Genomic DNA, 22,033 nt, shown 5'->3' with positions numbered 1-22,033 from the left:
TCCAATTATCTTGTGCACGATTATTTAGTACACAAGATAATATGCGGTCAACACCTGGATCCTGTTTCCGGGGCTGAAAGCGTTCACAGTCTGGTGAAACGAAAAAGGCGACCGAAGCCGCCTTTTTGAATGGAATTTCCGAAATCTTATTCGGCGGGAGTTGCTTCGGCAGCAGCCTTGGCAGCTGCTTCGGCCTCGGCGGCGGCCTTCTTCTCGGCGGCTTCCTTGGCGGCCGTCTCGGCGGCCAGCGCCTGGACAGCAGCGACCTTCTCAGCCTCGATGCGGGCCTTCTCGGCGTTCAGCGCATCGCGCTCCTCATCGTTGAGCTTGCGGGCGCGCACGCCGGTGTTTTCCGAAATACGGGCCGACTTGCCGCGACGGTCGCGCAAATAATAGAGCTTGGCGCGACGCACCTTGCCGCGACGCACGATCTCGACGCCCTCGACCATCGGCGAATAGACCGGGAACACGCGCTCGACGCCTTCGCCGTAGGAGATCTTGCGGACGGTGAAATTTTCCTGGAAGCCGGAACCGGCGCGGGCGATGACGACGCCCTCATAGGCCTGGACGCGGGTGCGGGTGCCTTCGGTCACGCGGACCTGGACGCGCACGGTGTCGCCGGGCTGGAATTCGGGAAGCTTGCGCTTGGCTTCGATCTTGGCGGCCTGTTCGGCTTCGAGCTGACGGATGATATCCATCTCAATAGTCCACTTCTTGTTCTTCGACAGTCAGAGCGCCCTGCGCTCGCCTTGCAGTTCCAATGACCGCTCGGTTATGCCGTTAGTCGAGAAGACATCGGGCAGGGGCGACTACACCGTCATTGTTGACGGGTCCGGGCAGATTCTTCTGGCCGGTACGGGCGGGCACATACAGCTATTTCAACGCTTTGTCACGCCCGACCCTGAGTCTTTTTTGCCGGCATGGCATCATCGCAACCTTCCGGTGCAGGGTTGCGCCCGTGGTCAGGGCTCCCTAAGCCTGCAATAGCACAGTTTTCTGCGGCGGCATTCCATGTCTGTCTTCGACGCCATTCTGCTTTTCCTGGCGGGCTTCCTGTCAGGCGCCGCCAACGCGGTCGCTGGCGGCGGCACCTTCATCACCTTCGGCGCCATGACATTGGTCGGCGTGCCACCCATCGTCGCCAACGCCACCTCCTCGGTCACGCAATTTCCAGGTTACATCACCTCGACGCTCGCCTACTGGGCCGATATCAGGCATTTCTGGCGCGGCGCCGTACTGCTCTGCCTGATCTCGGCGATAGGCGCATTGGCAGGCGCGCTCATCCTGCTGGCACTCGACAATCCGTCCTTCCGCGTCCTGGTGCCATGGCTGTTGCTGGCCGCAACCGCCCTGTTTGCCGCCGGGCCGTGGCTGAAGCCAGTGCCAAGGCCCGGACAGGACGTGGCTATCGGCTCGTTGGCCGGTTCGCTGGCACAGTTCGTCACCGCCATCTATGGCGGCTTCTTCGGCGCCGGCATGGGCGTGATGATGCTGGCGACGCTCGGCCTGACGCAGGCCGGCGACTACCACCGGCTGAACGCGCTGAAGAACATGCTGGCCGTGGTCATCGCGGCTGTCGCCATCATCGTCTTCGTCTCGGGCGGCGTCGTCGCCTGGCCGCAGGCGGTCATCATGATCCCGGGCGGCGCGCTGGGCGGCTATGCCGGTGTGTGGATCGCCAAGCGCGTGCCGCAGAATGTGGTGCGCGGCTTCGTCATCGCCGTCGGCCTGTTTCTGGCTTTTTACTACTTTACCAAGGGCTGAGCCCCGAGCAGATCCGGCCGCCGCTCTTTCGTCAGCGCCTCCGACTCCGCCCGCCGCCATGCCGCGATCTTCTTGTGATTGCCCGAGATCAGCACGTCGGGAATCTCCCGGCCCTCGAATTCCTGCGGCCGCGTGTAGTGCGGATGTTCGAGCAGGCCGTTCTCAAAGCTCTCTTCCTCGCCCGACACGGCATTGCCCATGACGCCGGGCAGCAGCCGCACCACCGCGTCGAGCAACACCAGCGCTGCCGGCTCGCCGCCCGAGAGAATAAAATCGCCGATCGAGACTTCCTCCAATCCTCGCGCGTCGATCACCCGCTGATCGACGCCCTCGAAGCGACCGCACAGGATGACGGCGCCCGGCCCGGCGGCCAGTTCACGCACGCGGGCCTGGCTCAGCGGTTTGCCGCGCGGGCTCATCAGCAGGCGCGGCCGTGAATCGCCCGGCGGCGAAGCGTGGTCGATCGCCCTGGCCAGCACATCGGCGCGCATCACCATGCCGGCGCCGCCGCCGGCCGGCGTGTCGTCGACGGTGCGGTGCTTGTCGGTGGCGAAATCGCGGATCTGGATTGCTTCCAGCGACCATGTGCCCGCCTCAAGCGCGCGGCCCGCCAGCGACACACCGAGTGCGCCCGGAAACATCTCGGGATAGAGCGTCAGCACGCAAGCCTTGAACGTCACCGGTTGCCCCCGGCGTCGCGTGGTCCGCGCGGCCTGCCCTTCGGGTCGAAATCTTCGTCGCGCGGTGCATCGCCATCCTCCTCCTCGACAAGCCCGGCAGCCGCCGGGTCGACGCGGATGAAACCCTCTGCGATCGACACCTGCGGCACTGCGGCCTGCGTGAACGGGATCAGCACGCCCTTGCGGCCGGCGAGCGTCACATCGAGAATGTCGCCGCCGCCGAAATTGTGCACCGCGACCACCTTGCCGATGGCAGTGCTCGTCTCGTCGCGGATTTCCAGTCCGATCAGGTCTGCATGATAGAATTCATCCTCCTCGCCATCGTCGGGCAGCATCGACCGGTCGACGAACAGTTCGGTGCCGGCGAGCGCTTCGGCGGCGTTGCGGTCGGCAACACCCTTGAAGCGCACCACAACGACCGTGTTGGCGGGGCGGATGTCTGTTATCTGGAAGGCACGGCCATCCCTGGCATAGAGCGGCCCATAATCGGCCAGCGCCATCGGCTCTCCGGTGAAGGTTTTCACCCTCAATTCGCCCTTGATGCCATGGGCGGCGCCGATCACGGCCATCTGGACGGGGTTTTGCGGCTTGCTCATGGGGCTCGATATCCTTTGGCCCTGCTCTAACCCCAGCCCGGCGCCATTTCAATGATTGCCCGTTGTCATTTCAACGACGGGCTCTTCACCGCTTCCTAACCCGGATACAAGAAAATGCCGCCATGCAGGAATTCCTCATCCCGGCGAAACCCGATCTGCAGGCGGCGCGCGAAAGCTGGCTGAAGATGCTGGCGCGCGAGCGTCGGCTGTCGCCCGCAACGGTCGAGGCCTATGAGCGCGACACACGCCAATTCCTGCATTTCCTCACCGGCCATTGCGGCGGCTCGCCCGGCATTTCGGATATCGCCAATCTGCGCCCCGCCGACCTGCGCGGCTTTCTCGCCGCCCGCCGCAATGCCGGCGCCGGTGCGCGCACGCTTGGCAGGGGTCTCGCCGGCATCCGCTCGCTGCTGCGTTTTCTTGAACGGCGCGGGCTCGCCAATGCGGCGGGTGCCGCAGCACTTCGCGCGCCACGCCAGCCCAAATCCCTGCCCAAACCGCTGACGGCAAGCGACGCCAAGCATGTCGTCTCCGTCGAAGGCCAATTGGCGGAAGAGCCCTGGATCGCCGCCCGCAACGCTGCCGTGCTGACGCTGCTCTATGGCTCCGGCCTGCGCATCTCGGAAGCGCTCGGTTTGGCCGGCGCCGATCTCGCATCGGAGAGCGACACCGTGTTGCGCGTCACCGGCAAGGGCGGCAAGACACGGCTGGTGCCGGTGCTGCCGGTGGCGCTGAGGGCCATCGCCGAATACCGCAGGCTCTGTCCCTATCATCTCGATCCGAAAGGCCTGTTGTTTCGCGGCGCCCGCGGCGGCCCGCTCAACCCGGCCATCATCCAGCGTGACATGGCAAAACTGCGCTCGGCCCTCAACCTGCCCGACACCGCAACGCCGCACGCGCTGCGCCACTCCTTCGCCACGCATCTGCTCGGACGTGGCGGCGATCTGCGCACCATCCAGGAACTCTTGGGTCACGCCAGCCTGTCGACGACGCAGATATATACCGGCGTCGACACCGCAAGGCTGCTCGAAATCTACGAATCGGCCCATCCAAGGGCGTAAACCCTTCAATTTCGCTGCGCCAATTAACCGTTTTGCCGCTTTTCACCGTTAGAAAACGCCTATGAAACGCGTCATTGCCATCGCCGACCGTGCGGCTTCCCTGTCGCTGAAGCTGCTTATCGCGCTCAACGTGCTGTTTGTCCTGTCCTTCCTCGCCGTCCTGCTGTTCGCGGCCGGCAGGGCGCATGCGGAAATCCCGACCTGCAGCGGTGCCGACATGCTGTCGGACCTGCAGAAGAACAGCCCTGCCACCTACAGCAAGATCGAGGCGGAAGCCGCCGCGACGCTCAATGGCAAGGGCCTGCTATGGAAGCTGGAAAAATCCGGCGAACAGCCATCCTACCTGTTCGGCACCATGCACATGACCGATCCGCGCGTCACCACGCTGACGCCGGAAGCCCAGAAGGCTTTTGACGCCGCCGGCACCCTCATCATCGAAACCACCGATGTTCTCGACAAGCAGAAGATGATGGCGGCGATGCTGAAGGAGCCGGACCTGATGATGTTCACCGACTCCACCACGCTGTCGTCCTTGCTGACGCCGGACGAGGCGGCGGCCATGAATGCCGCGCTCGATGCGCGCGGCATTCCGCCGGCAACCGTTGCCAAGATGAAGCCCTGGATGCTGTCGGCGATGATGGCGCTGCCGGCTTGCGAACTCGCCCGCCAGTCGGGCGGCGCGCCGGTGCTCGACGTCAAGCTGGCCGAGGGCGCCAAGGCGGCCGGCAAGCCGGTGGAGGGTTTGGAAACCGCCGAGAGCCAGTTGCGCGCCATGGCCTCGCTGCCGCTCGCCTTCCACATGAAGGGCCTGGTCGACACGCTGAAGCTGGGCGACAAGGTCAACGACATTAACGAGACCATGATCCTGCTCTACCAGCGCGGCGACACCGGCATGTTCTGGCCTTTGTTTCGCGCCGCCATGCCGGAAGAGCAGAACGACCCCGCGGGCTATGCCGCCTTCGAGGAAACCATGATCACCAGCCGCAACAAGGTGATGGTCGATCACGCCGAGCCGATCCTGGCCAGGGGCAATGCCTTCATGGCGGTCGGCGCGCTGCACCTTCCCGGCCCGCAGGGACTGGTCGAGGATTTTCGCAAAGCCGGCTATACTGTCACCGCCGTCAATTGAGTCGGCGACGGCGGAAGGGCTCAAACGCCGCGTTTTCGGCGTTTTCCTTCCCTAGCGTGAAACCCATTCAACGGTTGCACGTTGATGGTTGTTGATTGATCATTTTCATCCACGGAGGGAACTTTTATGGCAAATCCATCGAACGACAGGCCAACAAGTGGCGGCGGCGGTAGCCCCTGGCTGATTGCGCTGGTCGTGGTTATCCTGGCTGTAGTCGCATACTACGTTTTCGGCAGAAGCGGCCAACATCCGGCACCTGCAGAGCCGCCGGCGGCCAGCACACCGGCCCCAGCGCCCGCACCGGCAGAACCGATGAAGCCCGCCACACCGGCTCCAGCACCGGCTCCTGCGCCAGCTCCGGCTCCGGCTCCTGCCCCGGCGCCAGCTCCGGCTCCTGCCCCGGCGCCAGCTCCGGCACCCGCGCCGGCTCCTGCACCGGCCAACTGATCGGCTCGACATCAAATACGAACGGCCCGCTGAAAGGCGGGCCGTTTTGTTTTAGGCGTGTCATCAGGCGTTCATCCTCGGGCTTAACCCGACGAAGACAAAGCTCTGCCTTCAAATATGGATCGGCTTAAAGAACGTCGCCAGCGCCGCTTCCTTGACCGCTTCCGACATCGTCGGATGCGCGTGGGTGGTGCGGGCGAGGTCCTCCGACGAGCCGCCGAACTCCATCAGTACCGCAGCCTCGTGGATCATCTCGCCGGCGCCGAAGCCGACTATGTGGACGCCGAGTACGCGATCGCTCGTCTTGTCGGCGAGGATCTTGACGAAGCCGTCGGTGTGCAGCATGGCGCGAGCGCGGCCATTGGCGCTGAACGGGAATTTGCCGACCTTGTAGTCGATGCCGGCTTTCTTCAGCTCTTCCTCGGTCTTGCCGACAGAGGCGATTTCCGGGCTGGTGTAGACGACGCTCGGAATGACATCGTAATTCACATGGCCGGCCTGGCCGGCAATGGTTTCGGCGACCGCCACACCCTCGTCCTCGGCCTTGTGAGCCAGCATCGGTCCGGCGATGACATCGCCGATCGCGTAGATGCCGGGCACATTGGTCCGCAGATGGGCGTCGGTCTTGACCCGGCCGCGCTCGTCGACCTCGACGCCCGCCTCCTTCAGGCCGAGACTGTCGGAATAGGCGCGCCGTCCTGTCGAGATCAGCACAGCATCCGCCTCGATGGTCTCAGCCGCGCCGCCCTTGACCGGCTCGAAGGTGACAGTCGCGCCCTTCTTGGCCTTGGCGACGCCGGTGACCTTGGCGCCGAGCTTGAACTCAAAACCCTGCTTGGACAGCAGGCGCTGGAACTGCTTGGAGACCTCGCCGTCCATGCCGCCCAAAATGGTGTCGAGGAACTCGACCACGGTGACCTTGGCGCCGAGCCGCGCCCACACCGAGCCGAGCTCCAGCCCGATGACGCCGCCGCCGACCACAACCAGATGACCGGGAACCTTCTCCAGCGAGAGCGCGCCGGTCGACGAGACAATCACCTTCTCATCGATGTCGACCTTGACGCCGGGAATGCCGGCGACATCGGACCCGGTGGCAATGACGATGTTCTTGGTTTCGATCTCCTCGACCTTGCCGTCTTCAGAGGTGACCGAGACCTTGCCCGCCGCCGCCACCTTGCCGGTGCCGCGAAAGGAGTCGATCTTGTTCTTCTTGAACAGGAATGCGACGCCGTTGACGTTGGACGACACCGTCGCGTCCTTGTGCGCCATCATCTTCTTCAAATTGAGCTTGGGTGCGGCGATCTCGACGCCGAGCGTATCGAAGGAATGGCCGGCCTCAGCGAACATTTCGGAGGCATAAAGCAGCGCCTTGGACGGGATGCAGCCGATGTTGAGGCAGGTGCCGCCGAAGGTCGCGTTCTTCTCGACCACCGCGACCTTCAAACCAAGTTGTGCCGCCTTGATGGCGCAGACATAGCCGCCCGGTCCCGATCCGATGATAACGACGTCATAAGCCATGTTTGTTTCCCTTTGCTTGGCGCTCAACGGCCGCCGCTGACATTCAGGATCGCACCTGTCGTATAGGATGCGGCGTCGGATAGAAGATAGAGAATCGCTCCGGCGACTTCATCAGCGGTGCCGGCTCTTTTCATCGGCAGCGAGTCCTGGATCAGCGCCACCCGGTCCGGCTGCCCGCCCGAAGCATGGATGTCGGTGTCGATGATGCCCGGCCGCACCGCATTTACCCGGATGCCTTCCGTCGCCACCTCGCGGGCGAGCCCGACGGTGAACGTGTCGATGGCACCCTTGGAGGCGGCATAGTCGACATAATTGTCCGGCGCGCCCAGCACCGCTGCTGCCGAAGAGAGGTTGACGATCGATCCGCCCGAACCCCCGTGACGCGTCGACATGCGCTTGACAGCTTCGCGGGCACAGAGGATCGACCCGACGACATTGATGCGCATCATGCGTTCGAGCCGTGCCGCGCTCATCTCGTCGACGCGGGCCTTGGCATCGACGATGCCGGCATTGTTGACGAAGGCGTCGAGCCGGCCATAGGTACGATCCACCGCTTCGAAGATGGCCAGGATGTCGGCCTCGCTGCCGACATCGCCTTTGACCGCGAAAGCGTCGCCGCCGGCGGACTTGATCTCGCGAACCAACGCGTCGGCCGCCGCCTCGTTCGAGGCATAGTTGATTGCCAGGCGATAGCCCGCCTTTGACCCCTGCCGGCATACGGCGGCGCCGATGCCGCGGCTGCCGCCGGTGACCAGCAGCACCTTCTGCGCTTCGCTCATTCCTGGCATCCCTTCAGCGTGAAAACATCCGACGGCACTTTCGAAAAACCGCTGCCACCATAGGCCAGTGAACGCCGCAATGACGGCCCAAGATCGGGAAGGATCAGTGTTTTCGGAGCATCGACGCCTTGCGCCGGCAACAGCCCGATCGCGCCCTTGTCATCCGACGTATAGATCACGCCGTTCCACAAGGTGCAGGCGGCAAGCTCGCCGCCGGTGACGTCGCCCTCGGGGCATTTGTACATCAAGGAGCCGTTCGGCCGCGCTTCACCCGAACTCCACATCACAATGCCGTTCAGCACGACATTGTTGTCGAGGATCATGCGGAAAGAGTTGGTGACGACAGCCGAGGTGCCGGTCGGCGTAAAATCGATCTCGCTGCCGCTTTGCGCGTCGCCATAGACGGCGAGTTCGATCGGGCAGGCTGCATGGGCATTTGCGGTGGCCAACACCATTCCGGCCACCAGCACAACCGGTTTGGCCCCAAGCAAACGGGCCATCATTGGCCGACCCTGCCGCGAGCAGCCATTCGACCAGCCTCAGAGGTCAAGCACCAGCCGTTCCGGATCCTCCAGGCTCTCCTTGACGCGCACCAGGAAGGTCACGGCTTCCTTGCCGTCGACGATGCGGTGATCGTAGCTGAGCGCCAGATACATCATCGGCCGGATCACGATCTGGCCGCCGACCACGACGGGCCGGTCCTGGATCTTGTGCATGCCCAGAATGCCCGACTGCGGGGCGTTGAGGATTGGCGTCGACATCAGCGAGCCATAGACGCCGCCATTGGAAATCGTGAACGTACCGCCCTGCATGTCGGCGACCGACAGCTTGCCGTCGCGCGCGGCGATGCCCAGCCGGCCGATATCCTTCTCGATCTCGGCAATCGACATCTGGTCGGCATCGCGCACGACCGGCACGACGAGGCCCTTCTCGGTACCAACCGCGACGCCGATATGGGCATAGTTCTTGAAGATGATGTCCGTGCCGTCGATCTCGGCATTGACCGAAGGGATTTCCTTCAAGGCATGCGTCACCGCCTTGGTGAAGAAGCCCATGAAGCCAAGCTTCACGCCGTGCTTCTTCTCGAACACATCCTTGTATTTGCTCCTCAGCGCCATCACCGCTGACATGTCGACCTCATTAAAGGTGGTCAGCATGGCGGCGGTCGACTGCGCTTCCTTCAGCCGGCGCGCGATGGTCTGGCGCAGCTTGGTCATGCGCACGCGCTCTTCGCGCGAGGCATCGTCGCCCGAGGAAGGCGCACGCACGGCAATCGGCGCCGCTGGTGCCGGCGCTGCCTTGGGCGTCTCTGCCGGCTGCGACGGCGCGCCCTTGGAGATGGCGTCGAGCACATCGCCCTTCAGCACCTGGCCGCGCTTGCCCGAGCCGGAAAGCTGGTCGACCGACAGATTGTTCTCGGCGATCAGTTTGGCGGCGGCGGGCGCCGGCGGCATGCTGCGCGGCTCGACCGCGCCGGCATCACCGGCGATCTTGGCGGTCTCGGCCGCGGCCTGCTTGGTCGTGTGCGCCGCGTCGGGGCTCGATGCCTGCGACACCGCCTGTGGCTTGGTTGCCGGACCAGCGGCGCCACCGGCCGAGATCGATCCGAGCAGCGCGCCGACACCGACAGTCTCGCCTTCCTTGACGGCGATTTCGCCCAGCGTGCCGGCGGCGGCGGCAGGCACCTCCACCGTCACCTTGTCGGTTTCGAGTTCGACCAAAGGCTCGTCGACGGCAATGGCGTCGCCAACCTTCTTGAACCATTTGCCGACGGTCGCCTCGGTGACGGATTCGCCGAGAGTGGGGACGCGGATTTCGGTAGCCATTGTGCCTGTCCGTTTTTTGGTCGGGTTCTGTTATTCGCCGAGCGCGTCTTCGAGCAAGGCGGCGAGCTGGGCAAGGTGCTTGGACATCAACCCGGTCGCCGGCGACGCGGCCGCCGGCCGGCCGGTGTAGCGAACGCGCTGATGCTTGGCGTCGATATGCGCCAGCACCCATTCGAGATAGGGGTCGATGAACGACCAGGCGCCCATGTTCTTGGGCTCCTCCTGGCACCACACCATCTCGGCATTGCGGAACCGCGACAGTTCGGTGATCAGCGCCTTGGCCGGGAACGGATAAAGCTGTTCGACCCGCAACAAGTAGATGTCGTTGATGCCACGCTTCTCGCGCTCCTCGTAGAGGTCGTAATAGACCTTGCCCGAGCACAGCACGACGCGGCGGATCTTGGAATCCTTGACCAGTTTGATCGCCTGTCCGGAAAGCAGTTGCGCGTCATCCCACAGCAGCCGGTGGAAAGAGCTTTCGCCCGACATTTCCGGCAGCGTCGACACCGCCCGCTTGTGGCGCAGCAGCGACTTAGGCGTCATTAGGATCAGCGGCTTGCGGAAGTCGCGCTTCAGCTGCCGGCGCAGGATGTGGAAGTAGTTAGCCGGCGTTGTGCAATTCGCCACTTGCATGTTGTCTTCAGCGCAAAGCTGCAGGAAGCGCTCGAGCCGGGCCGAGGAATGTTCGGGCCCCTGGCCTTCATAACCATGCGGCAGCAGGCAGACGAGGCCCGACATTCTGAGCCACTTGCGCTCGCCTGAGGAGATGAACTGGTCGAACACCACCTGGGCGCCGTTGGCGAAGTCGCCAAACTGGGCTTCCCACAGCGTCAGCGCCTTCGGCTCGGCAAGGCTGTAGCCATATTCGAAGCCCAGCACCGCTTCTTCCGACAGCATCGAATTGATGACTTCGTAGCCGGCCTGTGCCGCCGAAAGGTTGTTGAGCGGGATGTAGCGGGTTTCGTCGCGCTGGTCGTAAAGCACAGAATGGCGCTGCGAGAAGGTGCCGCGCTCGGAATCCTGTCCCGACAGGCGGATCGGATTGCCGTCGAGCAGGATGGCGCCGAAGGCCAGCGCCTCGGCCGTCGACCAGTCAATGCCCTCGCCGGAGTCGATGGCCTCGCGACGGTTGTCGAGGAAGCGGATGATCGTCTTGTGCGCCTCGAAACCCTTCGGCACTTCGGTCAGCTTCTTGCCGATTTCCTTCAGCACCTTGACCGGCACGGCGGTCTTGCCGCGACGCTGCTCGTCCTGGTTGTCGGCGCTGCGCAGGCCAGACCAGGCGCCATCCAGCCAATCGGCCTTGTTGGGCTTGTAGTGCTGGCCGACTTCCCATTCGGATTCCAGATGCGCGCGCCAGTCGGCCTTGAGCTTGTCGAGCTCGGCCTGTGTGATGTGGCCCTCGGCGATCAGCCGCTCGCCATAAATCTGCACCGTCGTCTTGTGGGTGCGGATGTTGCGATACATGAGCGGCTGGGTGAAGGCCGGTTCGTCGCCCTCATTGTGGCCGAAGCGGCGGTAGCAGAACATGTCCACGACCACCGGCTTGTGGAACTTCATGCGGAATTCGATCGCCACCTTGGTGGCGTGGACCACGGCTTCCGGATCGTCGCCATTGACGTGGAAGATCGGCGCCTCGATCATCTTGGCGACGTCGGACGGATAGGGCGACGAGCGCGAAAAGCGCGGATTGGTGGTGAAGCCGATCTGGTTGTTGATGATGAAGTGCAGCGTGCCGGCGACACGGTGGCCGCGCAGGCCGGACAGGCCGAGGATTTCGGCGATCACGCCCTGGCCGGCGAAGGCGGCGTCGCCATGAAGCAGCAGCGGCAGCACCTTGGCGCGCTCCTCCAGCGGCACGATCTCCTCGCGGCCGCGGCCGAACAGATAGTCCTGCTTGGCCCGCGCCTTACCCATCACCACGGGGTCGACGATTTCCAGATGCGAGGGGTTGGCGGTCAGCGACAAATGCACCTTGTTGCCGTCGAACTCGCGGTCCGACGAGGCGCCGAGATGGTACTTGACGTCGCCTGAGCCTTCGACCTCGTCGGGGGCGGCCGAGCCACCCTTGAACTCGTGGAAGATGGCGCGGTGCGGCTTGGCCATCACCTGGGAAAGCACGTTCAGCCGGCCACGATGCGCCATGCCGAGCACGATTTCCTTCATGCCGAGCTGGCCGCCGCGCTTGACGATCTGCTCCAGCGCCGGGATCAGCGCTTCACTGCCGTCGAGGCCGAAACGCTTGGTGCCCTTGTACTTGACGTCGATGAACTGCTCGAAGCCTTCGGCCTCGATCAGCTTCTGCAGGATCGCCTTCTTGCCGGTGGCGGTGAAAGAGATTTCCTTGTCGGCGCCCTCGATGCGCGCCTGGATCCAGGCCTTCTCCTCGGGATCGGAGATGTGCATGAACTCGACACCGAGCGTCGAGCAATAGGTGCGGGTCAGGATCTCCAGCATCTGCCGGATGGAGCCGAATTCGAGCCCAAGCACATTGTCGAGAAAGATCGGCCGGTCATAGTCGGCTCCGGTGAAGCCGTAATTCTCGGGCGACAATTCGTTATAATCCTCGAGCGGCTTGGCGATGCCCAGCGGATCGAGATTGGCGTGCAGATGGCCGCGCATGCGGTAGGCGCGGATCATCATGATGGCGCGAACCGAATCGCGCGTCGCCTGGTGCACGTCGGCGTCGGACAGGACGACGCCGTTGGTGACCGCCTTGTCCTTGACCTTCTTTTCAACCGTCTTCTCGACCAGGCCCCAATTGCCGTCGAGCGCCGACACCAGCTCGCCATTGGCCTGCAGCGGCCAGGAGGGCTTGGCCCATGAGGCGCCCTTGGCGTTCTTTCGCACATCGCCGGCATCGTCCTTCAGCCCGGCAAAGAACTCCTGCCATTCGGGATTGACCGAGGCGGGATCGTCCTCATAGGCGGCGTACAGCGCATCGATGTAATCGGCGTTGCCGCCGTACAGGAATGAGGTGAGCGAAAATTGGTCGTTGGCCTGATCTTGTCTTGCCATGTCACTTAGCGGAGCCGCGCTCCGTCTCCTGTTGGAGCGAATAGGGAGTAGCCAATAGCGAGTAGGGATTCTCCCAACCGCGTCGTTACTCTTTCTTCCCTATTCGCTATTCACTACTCACTTTAACCCTTGATCGCCTCGACGAGCGTCGTGCCCAGCCGCGCCGGCGATGGCGAAACCTTTATCCCGGCCGATTCCATGGCCGCGATCTTGTCTTCCGCGCCGCCCTTGCCGCCGGAGATGACAGCACCCGCATGGCCCATGGTGCGGCCGGCCGGAGCCGTGCGCCCGGCGATGAAGCCGGCCATCGGCTTCTTGCGGCCACGCTTGGCTTCGTCCTTGAGGAACTGCGCGGCGTCTTCCTCGGCCGAACCGCCGATCTCGCCGATCATGATGATCGACTTGGTCTCGTCATCGGCGAGGAACATCTCCAGCACGTCGATGAACTCGGTGCCTTTGACGGGGTCGCCGCCGATGCCGACGGCGGTGGTCTGGCCGAGGCCGACATTGGTGGTCTGGAACACTGCCTCATAGGTAAGTGTTCCCGAGCGCGAAACAACGCCGACCGAGCCCTTGCGGAAGATGCTGCCAGGCATGATGCCGATCTTGCATTCGTTGGGAGTGAGCACGCCCGGGCAGTTCGGCCCGATCAGCCGCGAGGTAGAGCGGTCGAGCCGCGCCTTGACCTTGATCATGTCCATCACCGGAATGCCTTCGGTGATGCAGATGATCAGTGGAATTTCGGCTTCGATCGCTTCCAGGATGGCTTCAGCAGCACCTGCCGGCGGCACATAGACCACTGACGCATTGGCGCCGGTCTTTGCCTTGCCTTCGGCGACGGTGGCGAAGATCGGCAGGCTCTCGCCCTTCGACCCGGTCCAGGTCTCGCCGCCCTTCTTGGGATGGATGCCTCCCACCATCTTGGTGCCGTGATAGGCCAATGCCTGTTCGGTGTGGAACGTGCCGGTCTTGCCGGTCAGGCCCTGCACCAGCACCTTGGTGTTCTTGTCGACGAGAATGGACATGGGTGATTACGCCTCTGAATTCAGCGATTACAAGAAAGGATTGACGGCTCGGACCGAGCCATAAACCTGGTTGTGGTTGAGATCTTCAGTGTAGAAAATCGGCGCGCCGAGATACCCGGCCGCAGCGAGAAGCGCGGCGTCGTAGTAGTGAATTCCGTAGCGTCGCGCGAGGTCCAGTCCCGCGCGAACGTAGCTTTCATCGACAGGTACCAACGGGCAAGTCCCGAGGAGGACCAGCCACTGGTCGAGCAGATCATCGCCAAGCAAGGATTTCCCGCGCGCCACTGCGGTGAATTCGGCCAAAGTCTGCCCCGACACGCCAAAGACAGTGCTCGATACCAGGTCTTCGGCGATTGGCGCGCGGCGCGGATCACGATTCTTCTCCGAAGCCGCGTAGATCAGGACGTTCGTGTCGAGAAAGCAATCGATCTTCCCGGTCGGCATAGGCGTCCCTTCGATCCCACTTGTAAGGGGTGTCTGCGCTGTCGCTCCGTTTCGCGGCCTCGTCCATGAGCCGCTTCATTCCCGCCTTGGCCCAGGCAATCCGGTCTTCCTGTTCGACCTCATGCGCAAGCAGGGAACGAATGAGGGCGTTGAGGGTCGTCTTGCGACGTTCGGCAAGGCCTCGCGCTTGTTCAAGCAGAGCCTCGTCCATGGCCAGGGTGACGTTCTTCATCGTGCGCCTCCACATAAATACACAGTAGCAATATGTGTGATTATGTGTAATTCTGCAACCGTCCTGGCCACGATCTCCATTGCTCAGCCTTCCCTCAACTCGGAAGGTAGAACGCGCCGGTAAAGGCCGCTCACCATCTCTTGCCAGGTACCGCTGCCGGGTGGCTGGAATTCCAGCCGCATGCGATAGCTGTCGCTGCCGTCGAAATTGTAGGTCACACGTGCGGCCCCGCGTGGCGATGAACGCAATAGCGTCAGTGGGCCACCGGTCCAGCTACCCGTTGACGGTCCGGCCGGCACGAAGCCCATCGAATCGAACTGGTGCATGGTGACGACATCGTTTTGCTGATCGAAGCCGAACACGTTATGCGAACCGAACGAAATCGTGCCGTCGCGGCGCTGGCGATAACGCTGCACCACGAACAGGCCGCCGAACTGTGGCTCCGCCAGCACTTCCGAAGTCGCCGCGCCGCCATCGGCCCATTGTGTGTCCGCCACCTCTTCCTCGCCGCGCCACGCGCCGACCAGCGCCTGCAGGCGCTGGTGACCTTCCGAGAGCGAGGAGAAGGATGCAGCGTTCATCGGTCAGAGCCGCTTCAGGTCGGAGACGGTGAGGTCGCTCTTGGCATTGCCGGTGTTGAGCGTCGTCGCCGGCTCGAACATCAGCACCACCGGCTCCGCGGTCAGTGAGCGCGGCCGGTGCTCGACGCCACGCGGCACAACCATGAAATCGCCCTCGCCAAGCTCGACCGGGCCGTCGCGGAAATCGATGGCGATGCGACCGCGCAGCACGAGAAAGGCTTCGTCCTCATTCTCATGCGCATGCCAGTCGAAGGTCTCACCGAACTTGGCGACCTTCGCTTGGGCATCGTTCACGTCGCCGGCGATATGCGGATCGAAGACCTTGCTGATCTTTTGATCCGCCGCCTCGACCAGGTTTATCTTGCGCGGAGGCACAGGTTCAGCCCTTCACCGCCGCCACGATCTTCTTGGCCGCGTCGTCGAGATCATCCGCCGACACAACGTTCAGGCCGCTGTCGTTGATGATCTTCTTGCCGAGCTCGGCATTGGTGCCTTCGAGGCGCACGACCAGCGGAACCTTGAGGCCGACTTCCTTGACCGCGGCGATCACGCCCTCGGCGATGATGTCGCACTTCATGATGCCGCCGAAGATGTTGATCAGGATGCCCTTGACCGCCGGATCCTTGGTGATGATCTTGAACGCCGCCGTCACTTTTTCCTTGGACGCGCCACCGCCGACGTCGAGGAAGTTGGCGGGCTCGGCGCCATAGAGCTTGATGATGTCCATCGTCGCCATGGCAAGGCCGGCGCCGTTGACCATGCAGCCGATATTGCCGTCGAGCGCGACATAGGCGAGGTCGTATTTCGACGCCTCGATTTCCTTCTCGTCCTCTTCCGTGGTGTCGCGCAGTTCGAGCACGTCCGGGTGGCGAAACAGCGCGTTGTTGTCGAACGACACTTTCGCGTCGAGCACGCGCAGCCGGCCGCTCTTCATGACGATCAGCGGATTGACTTCGAGCAGGCTCATGTCCTTCTCGACAAAGGCCTTGTAGAGGATCGGGAACAACGTATCGCCGTCTTTGGCCGCATCGCCATCGAGCTTCAGCGCGCCGTTGAGCGCCTTCAGGTCGGCTGATGTCACACCCTTTTCGGGGTCAATGGCAACGGTGATGATCTTTTCCGGCGTGTCATGCGCGACCGCCTCGATGTCCATGCCGCCTTCTGTCGAGACGACGAAGGCAACGCGGCCGACCGTGCGGTCGACCAGGATGGAGAGATAGAGTTCGCGCTCGATGTCGGCGCCGTCCTCGATATAGAGCCGGTTGACCTGCTTGCCGGCCGGGCCGGTCTGCTTGGTCACCAGCGTGTGGCCTAGCATCTCGTTGGCGTTGGCGACCACTTCGGCCACCGACTTCGCCAGCCGCACACCGCCCTTGGCATCGGGGCCGAGCTCCTTGAATTTGCCCTTGCCGCGGCCGCCGGCATGGATCTGGCTCTTCACCACATAGAGCGGACCTGGAAGCGCCTTGGCGGCGGCTTCCGCCTCGCTTGCCTTGAACACCGGCACGCCTTCGGCCACCGGCGCGCCAAAGCTCTTCAGCAGCGCCTTGCCTTGATATTCATGGATGTTCATGCGGATTGTCTCCAGATCAACGGCAGGGGTTTACTTCGAAGCGAGCTGCGGCGCGATCTTAACGCAGGCCTCGGTCAGGCCCTGCACCGCCGCCACCGAACTGTCGAACATCTTCTGCTCGCTCTTGTTAAGGTCGATCTCGATGATGCGCTCGACGCCGCCGGCACCGATCACCACGGGAACGCCGACATAGGTGTTCTTGACGCCATACTGGCCCGAGAGGAACGCCGCGCATGGCAGCACGCGCTTTTTGTCCTTGAGATAGGCCTCGGCCATCTGGATCGCCGAGGCGGCCGGTGCGTAAAACGCCGAGCCGGTCTTGAGCAGGCCGACGATCTCGGCGCCGCCATCGCGGGTGCGCTGCACGATCTGGTCGAGCCTTTCCTTCGAGGTCCAGCCCATCTTGATGAGGTCGGGCAGCGGGATGCCCGAGACCGTCGAATAGCGGATCATCGGCACCATGGAATCGCCGTGGCCGCCGAGCACGAAGGCGGTGACGTCCTCGACCGAGACCTTGAATTCCTCGGCCAGGAAGTAGCGGAAACGCGCGCTGTCGAGCACGCCGGCCATGCCGACGACATGGCTCTTGGGCAGGCCGGAAAACTTCTGCAGCGCCCAGACCATGGCGTCGAGCGGATTGGTGATGCAGATGACAAAGGCTTTTGGCGCATACTTCTTCAACCCGGCGCCGACCTGCTCCATGACCTTGAGGTTGATGCCAAGCAGATCGTCGCGGCTCATGCCCGCCTTGCGCGGCACGCCGGCGGTGACGATGCAGACGTCGGCACCCTCGATGCCGGCATAGTCGTTGACGCCGGTCAGCCGGGAGTCGAAACCATCGACGGGCGACGACTGCGCGATATCGAGCCCTTTGCCCTGCGGCGTGCCCTCGGCAATGTCGAACAGCACCACGTCGCCGAGGTCCTTGAGGCCGATCATGTGAGCGAGCGTGCCGCCGATCATGCCCGAGCCGATAAGCGCTATCTTGTTGCGTGCCATGTGAGGATGTTTTCCCTTTGTGTGTGACGGTGCCTCAAGTCTTTAGCGACTTGATGACGGCGTCGAGCAAGAGGCCGGAATGCTGCGGGGAAACCGCGAGATTTCGCCGCACCCAATAGCCCCGGTGCGCGATAAATTCAAACGATTATTTTCGGATGAGCATTTTCAATCGGTTAGATGGTTTGGGGTTTACGTAAACGTCAAAGTTTGTAAGCCGACTTGGCTGACAATACACAATTAGGGTGGCGATCAGAAGGCTTGAAGAGCCGATGACGCCCTTGTGATGCGGGTGGCGAGGATGTGAGTTTTAACCGTCGGCAGGACAGAGGGGGGCGCGAAGGATCACGAATTTTCTCGTCTCTAAGCCTGCGCCTGCGACGCTTCCGTCGCCGCCTTCGTCCGCCGCTCGGCCCAGTCCTCCAGCCAGTCGCGGCTCTGCATCTCGATCAGGCGTGATGCCGTGCGCTCGAACTCGAACACCTCGACGCCGCGCTTGGCGACGTAAAGCTGCGGCGGCGGCGCCTCGGCGCTCACCACCAGCCGGACGTGATGGTCGTAGAGCGTGTCGATCAACAGGATGAAACGCTTGGCCTCGTTGCGCTTGCCTTCTCCCAGCACGGGGATGTGATCGATGAAGACAGTCAAAAAGCGCCCGGCAATGGCCAGGAAATCACGTGCGCCGAGCGGTTTTTCGCAGAGGTCGGCGAAGGAGAAACGCGCCGCGTCGCCGGCGGCAGCCGGCACCGTCACTTGCCGGCCCTTGAGTGCCAGCGAGGTCGCGGCCGTCGGCGCGCCGCGCGTCATCGTTCGCCAGGCCTCGTCGAGCATCCGGTCGGCCGCCGCATCGGCCGGCGTGACATAGACCGGCGTACGGGCGAGCTTTTCCAGCCGGTAATCCTTGTCGCTGTCGAGCGACAGCACCTGCGCGTGTCGTTCCAGAATGCCGATGAATGGCAGGAACAACTGGCGGTTCAGCCCGTCGCTGTAGAGATTTTCCGGTGCCACGTTCGAGGTGGCGACCAGCACCACGCCGCTGGCAAAAAGCGCCGAAAACAGCCTCGACAGGATCATCGCGTCGGCAATATCGGTGACCGAGAATTCGTCGAAGCACAGCACCCAGGCCTGCTCGGCCAGCGCCTTGGCCACCGGCGGGATCGGATCATCCTCCTTGACCGTGCCATCCTTGCGCGCCTGCCGGTGCTTCTGGATGCGGTCCTGCACATCGGCCATGAAGTCGTTGAAATGGACGCGGCGCTTGCGCCGCACCGGCAGCAGTTCGAAGAATATGTCCATCAGCATGGTTTTGCCGCGGCCGACGCCGCCATGGATGTAGAGGCCTTTGACGATGTCGCGCGTCTCGCGCTTGCGGGCAAACAGCCAGCCCAGCGCACTGGATTTGTGCGCCAGCCGTTTTGCCGAGATTTCCGCTGTCAGCCGGTCGAGTGCCGCTGCGATGCGTTCCTGCGCCGGATCGCGTTCGATCGCGCCGGTTGCCACCAGATGGTCGTAGCGCTGCCTGACGGTCGCATGGGTCTGGAGGCCGTCACGCAGATGCATCGGTCACGTCGTTGTCGAGGAAGTATCGACTACCTTGTAAGCGAAATCGGCTGGCCGTTGGAAGTCTGGCCATCGAATTTCGAGCCGCCCGACGAATAGAGCCGCGCCAGCGAGCCGCCATTCTCGTCATAAAGCGTCAGTTGCTTGCCGGCGACGTTCCACGACTTGATGCCGTCGATCGGTGCGGGGCAATGCAGCGGCCCGGCACGGAAGCCGGCGCCGAACTTGGTCTGCGGCGTCGCGATCTTGCAGCTCTGGCCGGAAACGCTGGCGTTCCAGACGCCGGCGACGCTTGCCGCGCTGAGATCCGAGGCACCGGCGGGCGCCGTGCCATCCGGCGGCAAGGAAGCCACCTGCGTGTTTGCCGGTGCGGTCGGGAACTTTGACGGATCGGTGGTGCCCGGTGAGGCCGGCGGCGGCAGCTGATTCGAGCTCACCTGGCCCGCCGGGGCCGGCTGCAGCGGCGCCGGCTGTTGGTCGTCCATCGACGAAAACCGCGAGGTCGAGCAGCCGCTCGCAACAAGCGCAGCCAGCGATACGGCCACCAGGCCGCTTTTCGAAAAATTCATTCCAACCTCCGTCGGATCCGGCTGGGGGGACGCCGTCCGCACAATCTCACCTCCACCAAGATGGAGAAGGTGGCGAAATTTCAACCTGATATGGTTAAAATAGGGTTTGCAGCAAGAATTGTTGCAAATTTATCGCAATCAGGTTGAGCCGGCGCCCTCATCGCCCGGTCCCCGCCATCCCTAACGGGAAAGGCCGGTTCCCACGTCGTTGGCCTGCAAAAGCTTGCGCCGGCCTGCGCAGGACTTATGTCTAGGAGCCGAAACCGCTGGAGCGCAGAGCTTGGCCGCAGGAAAGAAAGCCGCCAACCGCTATTACAGCGGTCCGCCTAGCGACCATTTCGATGGCACCCTGTTCTTCAATCCAGGCGGCCGGCTGCCCGGCCGCTTTACCGATCTGCTGAAATGGCAGTTCAGCGGCCAACGTTCGAAATGGCCGGCCACCAGCCCAAGCCCTTTTCCGCAGGCAATGCCGGCCGAGCGTGTCGAAGGCTCCGGGCTGATCGTGACCATGGTTGGCCATTCCACGCTGCTGATCCAGACGGCGGGCCTGAACATCCTCACCGATCCGGTCTGGTCGCAGCGCACCTCGCCATTTTCCTTTGCCGGACCCAAACGCATCAATCCGCCGGGCATCGTCTTTGCCGATCTGCCGCCGATCGACCTCGTGCTGGTCAGCCACAATCACTACGACCATCTCGACCTGGCAACGTTGAAGCAGCTGAAGGCCAGTCACGACCCGCAAGTGATCACGCCGCTCGGCAACGATGTCCTCATTGGTGGCGCGGTTCCCGGCATGCGGCTGGCAGCGCATGATTGGGGTGAAAGGGTCGAGATCGGCAACGGCGTTTTCATCCATGTCGAGCCGGCGCATCACTGGTCGGCGCGCGGCGCCCGCGACCGGCGCATGGCACTGTGGGCCGGCTTCGTCGTCGAAACGCCAGGCGGAAAAATCTATTTCGCCGGCGATACCGGCTTCCATGATGGCATCAACTACCGGCTGATGGCCAGGAAACATGGCGGCTTCCGCTTCGCCATCCTGCCGATCGGCGCCTATGAGCCGCGCTGGTTCATGGCCTCGCAGCACCAGAACCCTGAAGAAGCCGTGCAAGGCATGCAGCTGTGCAACGCCGCCTTCGCCGCCGGCTGCCATTGGGGCACCTTCCAGCTCACCGACGAGCCGATCGACGAACCGGCCTGGAAACTGGCCGAGGCGCTTGACGCCGAGGGCCTGCAACAGGAGCGTTTTCGCGCCATGCGTCCGGGCGAGGTGTGGGACGTGCCGAACAGCACATCGCGATAAACGGGCAGTTTACCCGGCGGTCTTTTTAGAAGACGATGCTAATGGATCGTCCTTGGGAGGAAGCCTATGAAGTTTCTTGCGGCAGCCTTGGTTGCGCTGATCATCTCGACATCGACCGCCGCTTTTGCCGGCGAGATCGCCGATAATGCAGCAGCGGCGGAGAAAGCACTGCAAGCAAATGACGGCGTGGGCGCGCTGACGAAATTTCGCGACGCCGAGGAAGCGCTCTGGAAAGCAATGCCCCTCGAAGTGATGAACGTCAGGCATATAAGCGCGGCCAGCGGCTTCGGCATCTACACCGAACGCGCCAATCATGTTTACAAGTCCGGCGAAGAGATCGTGCTCTACATGGAGCCCGTCGGCTATGGCTATGGCTCGGACGGGCTCGGCAACAACCAGATCGCGCTCTATGTCGACCTCACCGTGCTCAGCGCGGCTGGTGAGAAGCTGGGCACTTTCGAGAAGCTCGGCCGCATCCAGCTCGCCTCGCGCTCGCATAACCGCGAAATGTTCTTCAAGCTCAACGTCTCCCTGGATGGCGTGCCGCCCGGCAAATACCGTGCGGATTTCCTCATGCATGACGAGAACTCGCAAAAGACCGCCCCCTTCACCACCGATTTCGAGATCGCCGGATAGGCGCCTCGAGACCCAAGCCTCGCAACGACGGAACCAGAGTGCGCGGGCGGCGTTCCTAAGCCGCTGCAAACAAAGTCGATTTGCGAGGTTTTCATGATCAAGTGGATCATCATTCTGCTCATTGTCGCCGCCGCCGCCAGCCTTCTCGGCATGCCGGCTCTGGCCGGCGCCGCCGCCACCGGCGCGCGCGTCCTCATCGGTATCGTGCTGGTCATCTTCCTGCTGGTCGTGCTTGGCATCTTCGCGGTGACGTAAGAGACCGGTTGGAAACTCTACTCTGGCGGCCATCTGAAGGCGTT

The 22,033-nt window shown here is 63.1% G+C and carries 24 protein-coding genes; 6 read left to right on the top strand and 18 right to left on the bottom strand.

Annotated features, from left to right (window positions below; translation table 11 throughout):
• Nucleotides 1-146: 146 nt before the first annotated feature.
• Entirely contained in the window at nucleotides 147-698 is a 552-nt protein-coding gene (gene rplS, locus A3A9_RS0114430; RefSeq protein WP_027031900.1) for a 50S ribosomal protein L19, read from the bottom strand.
• A 313-nt stretch (nucleotides 699-1,011) separates the two neighbouring features.
• Here rplS and A3A9_RS0114420 point away from each other — a divergent pair, with 313 nt between their 5' ends.
• Nucleotides 1,012-1,764 (top strand): sulfite exporter TauE/SafE family protein, encoded by a 753-nt coding sequence (locus A3A9_RS0114420; RefSeq protein ID WP_027059407.1) that lies wholly within the window; start codon nucleotides 1,012-1,014, stop codon nucleotides 1,762-1,764.
• Here A3A9_RS0114420 and trmD read toward each other — a convergent pair.
• Together trmD and rimM are read right to left on the bottom strand one after the other, a co-directional pair.
• On the bottom strand, nucleotides 1,746-2,444 hold the full coding sequence (gene trmD / locus A3A9_RS0114415; RefSeq protein WP_027059406.1) for a tRNA (guanosine(37)-N1)-methyltransferase TrmD: 699 nt from the start codon (nucleotides 2,442-2,444) through the stop codon (nucleotides 1,746-1,748). The genes A3A9_RS0114420 and trmD overlap by 19 nt on opposite strands.
• Nucleotides 2,441-3,040, bottom strand: coding sequence for a ribosome maturation factor RimM (rimM, locus tag A3A9_RS0114410; protein WP_027059405.1), 600 nt, complete (start codon nucleotides 3,038-3,040; stop codon nucleotides 2,441-2,443). The genes trmD and rimM overlap by 4 nt, the downstream gene beginning before the upstream one ends.
• Before the next feature lie 122 nt (nucleotides 3,041-3,162).
• Between rimM and A3A9_RS0114405 the strand changes: the two genes are divergently transcribed.
• Nucleotides 3,163-4,101 carry a tyrosine recombinase XerC gene (locus tag A3A9_RS0114405; protein WP_027059404.1) on the top strand — a complete coding sequence of 313 codons (939 nt, stop codon included), beginning with the start codon at nucleotides 3,163-3,165 and terminating at the stop codon, nucleotides 4,099-4,101.
• A gap of 61 nt (nucleotides 4,102-4,162) precedes the next feature.
• Nucleotides 4,163-5,230, top strand: coding sequence for a TraB/GumN family protein (locus A3A9_RS0114400; protein ID WP_027059403.1), 1,068 nt, complete (start codon nucleotides 4,163-4,165; stop codon nucleotides 5,228-5,230).
• Between the two features lie 199 nt (nucleotides 5,231-5,429).
• Here the strand turns inward: A3A9_RS0114400 and A3A9_RS44810 are convergent, their stop codons facing one another.
• The 15 genes from A3A9_RS44810 to A3A9_RS0114330 all read right to left on the bottom strand — a co-directional run bounded on the left by A3A9_RS44810 (nucleotide 5,430) and on the right by A3A9_RS0114330 (nucleotide 19,798).
• Nucleotides 5,430-5,741: a hypothetical protein gene (locus A3A9_RS44810; RefSeq protein WP_027059402.1), complete on the bottom strand. Its 312-nt coding sequence runs from the start codon at nucleotides 5,739-5,741 to the stop codon at nucleotides 5,430-5,432.
• A gap of 47 nt (nucleotides 5,742-5,788) precedes the next feature.
• The gene (lpdA, locus tag A3A9_RS0114390) at nucleotides 5,789-7,195 is read right to left on the bottom strand and encodes a dihydrolipoyl dehydrogenase (protein ID WP_027059401.1); all 1,407 of its coding nucleotides are present in this window, start codon (nucleotides 7,193-7,195) and stop codon (nucleotides 5,789-5,791) included.
• Between the two features lie 23 nt (nucleotides 7,196-7,218).
• Nucleotides 7,219-7,974 carry an SDR family oxidoreductase gene (locus A3A9_RS0114385; protein ID WP_027059400.1) on the bottom strand — a complete coding sequence of 252 codons (756 nt, stop codon included), beginning with the start codon at nucleotides 7,972-7,974 and terminating at the stop codon, nucleotides 7,219-7,221.
• Entirely contained in the window at nucleotides 7,971-8,474 is a 504-nt protein-coding gene (locus A3A9_RS0114380) for a hypothetical protein (RefSeq protein ID WP_161634495.1), read from the bottom strand. Before A3A9_RS0114380 ends, A3A9_RS0114385 begins: the two co-directional genes overlap by 4 nt.
• Nucleotides 8,475-8,513: 39 nt before the next feature.
• On the bottom strand, nucleotides 8,514-9,800 hold the full coding sequence (odhB, locus tag A3A9_RS0114375) for a 2-oxoglutarate dehydrogenase complex dihydrolipoyllysine-residue succinyltransferase (RefSeq protein WP_027059398.1): 1,287 nt from the start codon (nucleotides 9,798-9,800) through the stop codon (nucleotides 8,514-8,516).
• Between the two features lie 30 nt (nucleotides 9,801-9,830).
• Nucleotides 9,831-12,818 carry a 2-oxoglutarate dehydrogenase E1 component gene (locus A3A9_RS0114370; protein ID WP_027059397.1) on the bottom strand — a complete coding sequence of 996 codons (2,988 nt, stop codon included), beginning with the start codon at nucleotides 12,816-12,818 and terminating at the stop codon, nucleotides 9,831-9,833.
• A gap of 122 nt (nucleotides 12,819-12,940) precedes the next feature.
• Nucleotides 12,941-13,843 carry a succinate--CoA ligase subunit alpha gene (gene sucD, locus A3A9_RS0114365; protein WP_027059396.1) on the bottom strand — a complete coding sequence of 301 codons (903 nt, stop codon included), beginning with the start codon at nucleotides 13,841-13,843 and terminating at the stop codon, nucleotides 12,941-12,943.
• Nucleotides 13,844-13,870: 27 nt separating this feature from the next.
• Complete coding sequence (locus A3A9_RS38800) at nucleotides 13,871-14,287, bottom strand: PIN domain-containing protein (RefSeq protein WP_033838548.1); 417 nt, start codon at nucleotides 14,285-14,287, stop codon at nucleotides 13,871-13,873.
• Nucleotides 14,214-14,519, bottom strand: a complete 306-nt coding sequence (locus A3A9_RS43975) for a hypothetical protein (RefSeq protein ID WP_023784120.1) — start codon at nucleotides 14,517-14,519, stop codon at nucleotides 14,214-14,216. Before A3A9_RS43975 ends, A3A9_RS38800 begins: the two co-directional genes overlap by 74 nt.
• A gap of 83 nt (nucleotides 14,520-14,602) precedes the next feature.
• Entirely contained in the window at nucleotides 14,603-15,100 is a 498-nt protein-coding gene (locus A3A9_RS0114355; RefSeq protein WP_027059395.1) for a DUF1579 family protein, read from the bottom strand.
• 3 nt (nucleotides 15,101-15,103) lie between these two features.
• Nucleotides 15,104-15,475: a cupin domain-containing protein gene (locus tag A3A9_RS0114350; RefSeq protein ID WP_027059394.1), complete on the bottom strand. Its 372-nt coding sequence runs from the start codon at nucleotides 15,473-15,475 to the stop codon at nucleotides 15,104-15,106.
• Nucleotides 15,476-15,479: 4 nt separating this feature from the next.
• Entirely contained in the window at nucleotides 15,480-16,673 is a 1,194-nt protein-coding gene (gene sucC, locus A3A9_RS0114345; RefSeq protein WP_027059393.1) for an ADP-forming succinate--CoA ligase subunit beta, read from the bottom strand.
• Between the two features lie 30 nt (nucleotides 16,674-16,703).
• On the bottom strand, nucleotides 16,704-17,672 hold the full coding sequence (gene mdh, locus A3A9_RS0114340) for a malate dehydrogenase (protein WP_027059392.1): 969 nt from the start codon (nucleotides 17,670-17,672) through the stop codon (nucleotides 16,704-16,706).
• Nucleotides 17,673-18,032: 360 nt separating this feature from the next.
• The gene (zapE, locus tag A3A9_RS0114335) at nucleotides 18,033-19,229 is read right to left on the bottom strand and encodes a cell division protein ZapE (protein WP_027059391.1); all 1,197 of its coding nucleotides are present in this window, start codon (nucleotides 19,227-19,229) and stop codon (nucleotides 18,033-18,035) included.
• A gap of 29 nt (nucleotides 19,230-19,258) precedes the next feature.
• A complete protein-coding gene (locus A3A9_RS0114330) occupies nucleotides 19,259-19,798 on the bottom strand; it encodes a protease inhibitor Inh/omp19 family protein (protein ID WP_027059390.1) in 540 nt (179 codons plus the stop codon).
• A 280-nt stretch (nucleotides 19,799-20,078) separates the two neighbouring features.
• Between A3A9_RS0114330 and A3A9_RS0114325 the strand changes: the two genes are divergently transcribed.
• The 3 genes from A3A9_RS0114325 (at nucleotide 20,079) to A3A9_RS42570 (ending at nucleotide 21,989) form a co-directional block, all read left to right on the top strand.
• Nucleotides 20,079-21,098: an MBL fold metallo-hydrolase gene (locus A3A9_RS0114325; protein ID WP_027059389.1), complete on the top strand. Its 1,020-nt coding sequence runs from the start codon at nucleotides 20,079-20,081 to the stop codon at nucleotides 21,096-21,098.
• Nucleotides 21,099-21,164: 66 nt separating this feature from the next.
• The gene (locus A3A9_RS0114320) at nucleotides 21,165-21,734 is read left to right on the top strand and encodes a hypothetical protein (protein ID WP_027059388.1); all 570 of its coding nucleotides are present in this window, start codon (nucleotides 21,165-21,167) and stop codon (nucleotides 21,732-21,734) included.
• Between the two features lie 93 nt (nucleotides 21,735-21,827).
• On the top strand, nucleotides 21,828-21,989 hold the full coding sequence (locus tag A3A9_RS42570; protein WP_027059387.1) for a DUF1328 family protein: 162 nt from the start codon (nucleotides 21,828-21,830) through the stop codon (nucleotides 21,987-21,989).
• Nucleotides 21,990-22,033 lie beyond the last annotated feature (44 nt).

Source organism: Mesorhizobium loti CJ3sym, from assembly GCF_000472785.1.
GTDB lineage: Bacteria > Pseudomonadota > Alphaproteobacteria > Rhizobiales > Rhizobiaceae > Mesorhizobium > Mesorhizobium loti_E.
This window is presented reverse-complemented; position numbering and strand designations above follow the sequence as displayed.

What these genes read in the sequence shown, in the direction of transcription:
- rplS (WP_027031900.1), bottom strand. Translation starts at nt 698, where the DNA reads ATGGATATCATCCGTCAGCTCGAAGCCGAACAGGCCGCCAAGATCGAA.
- A3A9_RS0114420 (WP_027059407.1), top strand. Translation starts at nt 1,012, where the DNA reads ATGTCTGTCTTCGACGCCATTCTGCTTTTCCTGGCGGGCTTCCTGTCA.
- rimM (WP_027059405.1), bottom strand. Translation starts at nt 3,040, where the DNA reads ATGAGCAAGCCGCAAAACCCCGTCCAGATGGCCGTGATCGGCGCCGCC.
- A3A9_RS0114405 (WP_027059404.1), top strand. Translation starts at nt 3,163, where the DNA reads ATGCAGGAATTCCTCATCCCGGCGAAACCCGATCTGCAGGCGGCGCGC.
- A3A9_RS0114400 (WP_027059403.1), top strand. Translation starts at nt 4,163, where the DNA reads ATGAAACGCGTCATTGCCATCGCCGACCGTGCGGCTTCCCTGTCGCTG.
- A3A9_RS44810 (WP_027059402.1), bottom strand. Translation starts at nt 5,741, where the DNA reads ATGACACGCCTAAAACAAAACGGCCCGCCTTTCAGCGGGCCGTTCGTA.
- lpdA (WP_027059401.1), bottom strand. Translation starts at nt 7,195, where the DNA reads ATGGCTTATGACGTCGTTATCATCGGATCGGGACCGGGCGGCTATGTC.
- A3A9_RS0114385 (WP_027059400.1), bottom strand. Translation starts at nt 7,974, where the DNA reads ATGAGCGAAGCGCAGAAGGTGCTGCTGGTCACCGGCGGCAGCCGCGGC.
- A3A9_RS0114380 (WP_161634495.1), bottom strand. Translation starts at nt 8,474, where the DNA reads ATGGCCCGTTTGCTTGGGGCCAAACCGGTTGTGCTGGTGGCCGGAATG.
- odhB (WP_027059398.1), bottom strand. Translation starts at nt 9,800, where the DNA reads ATGGCTACCGAAATCCGCGTCCCCACTCTCGGCGAATCCGTCACCGAG.
- A3A9_RS0114370 (WP_027059397.1), bottom strand. Translation starts at nt 12,818, where the DNA reads ATGGCAAGACAAGATCAGGCCAACGACCAATTTTCGCTCACCTCATTC.
- sucD (WP_027059396.1), bottom strand. Translation starts at nt 13,843, where the DNA reads ATGTCCATTCTCGTCGACAAGAACACCAAGGTGCTGGTGCAGGGCCTG.
- A3A9_RS38800 (WP_033838548.1), bottom strand. Translation starts at nt 14,287, where the DNA reads ATGCCGACCGGGAAGATCGATTGCTTTCTCGACACGAACGTCCTGATC.
- A3A9_RS43975 (WP_023784120.1), bottom strand. Translation starts at nt 14,519, where the DNA reads ATGAAGAACGTCACCCTGGCCATGGACGAGGCTCTGCTTGAACAAGCG.
- A3A9_RS0114355 (WP_027059395.1), bottom strand. Translation starts at nt 15,100, where the DNA reads ATGAACGCTGCATCCTTCTCCTCGCTCTCGGAAGGTCACCAGCGCCTG.
- sucC (WP_027059393.1), bottom strand. Translation starts at nt 16,673, where the DNA reads ATGAACATCCATGAATATCAAGGCAAGGCGCTGCTGAAGAGCTTTGGC.
- mdh (WP_027059392.1), bottom strand. Translation starts at nt 17,672, where the DNA reads ATGGCACGCAACAAGATAGCGCTTATCGGCTCGGGCATGATCGGCGGC.
- zapE (WP_027059391.1), bottom strand. Translation starts at nt 19,229, where the DNA reads ATGCATCTGCGTGACGGCCTCCAGACCCATGCGACCGTCAGGCAGCGC.
- A3A9_RS0114330 (WP_027059390.1), bottom strand. Translation starts at nt 19,798, where the DNA reads ATGAATTTTTCGAAAAGCGGCCTGGTGGCCGTATCGCTGGCTGCGCTT.
- A3A9_RS0114320 (WP_027059388.1), top strand. Translation starts at nt 21,165, where the DNA reads ATGAAGTTTCTTGCGGCAGCCTTGGTTGCGCTGATCATCTCGACATCG.
- A3A9_RS42570 (WP_027059387.1), top strand. Translation starts at nt 21,828, where the DNA reads ATGATCAAGTGGATCATCATTCTGCTCATTGTCGCCGCCGCCGCCAGC.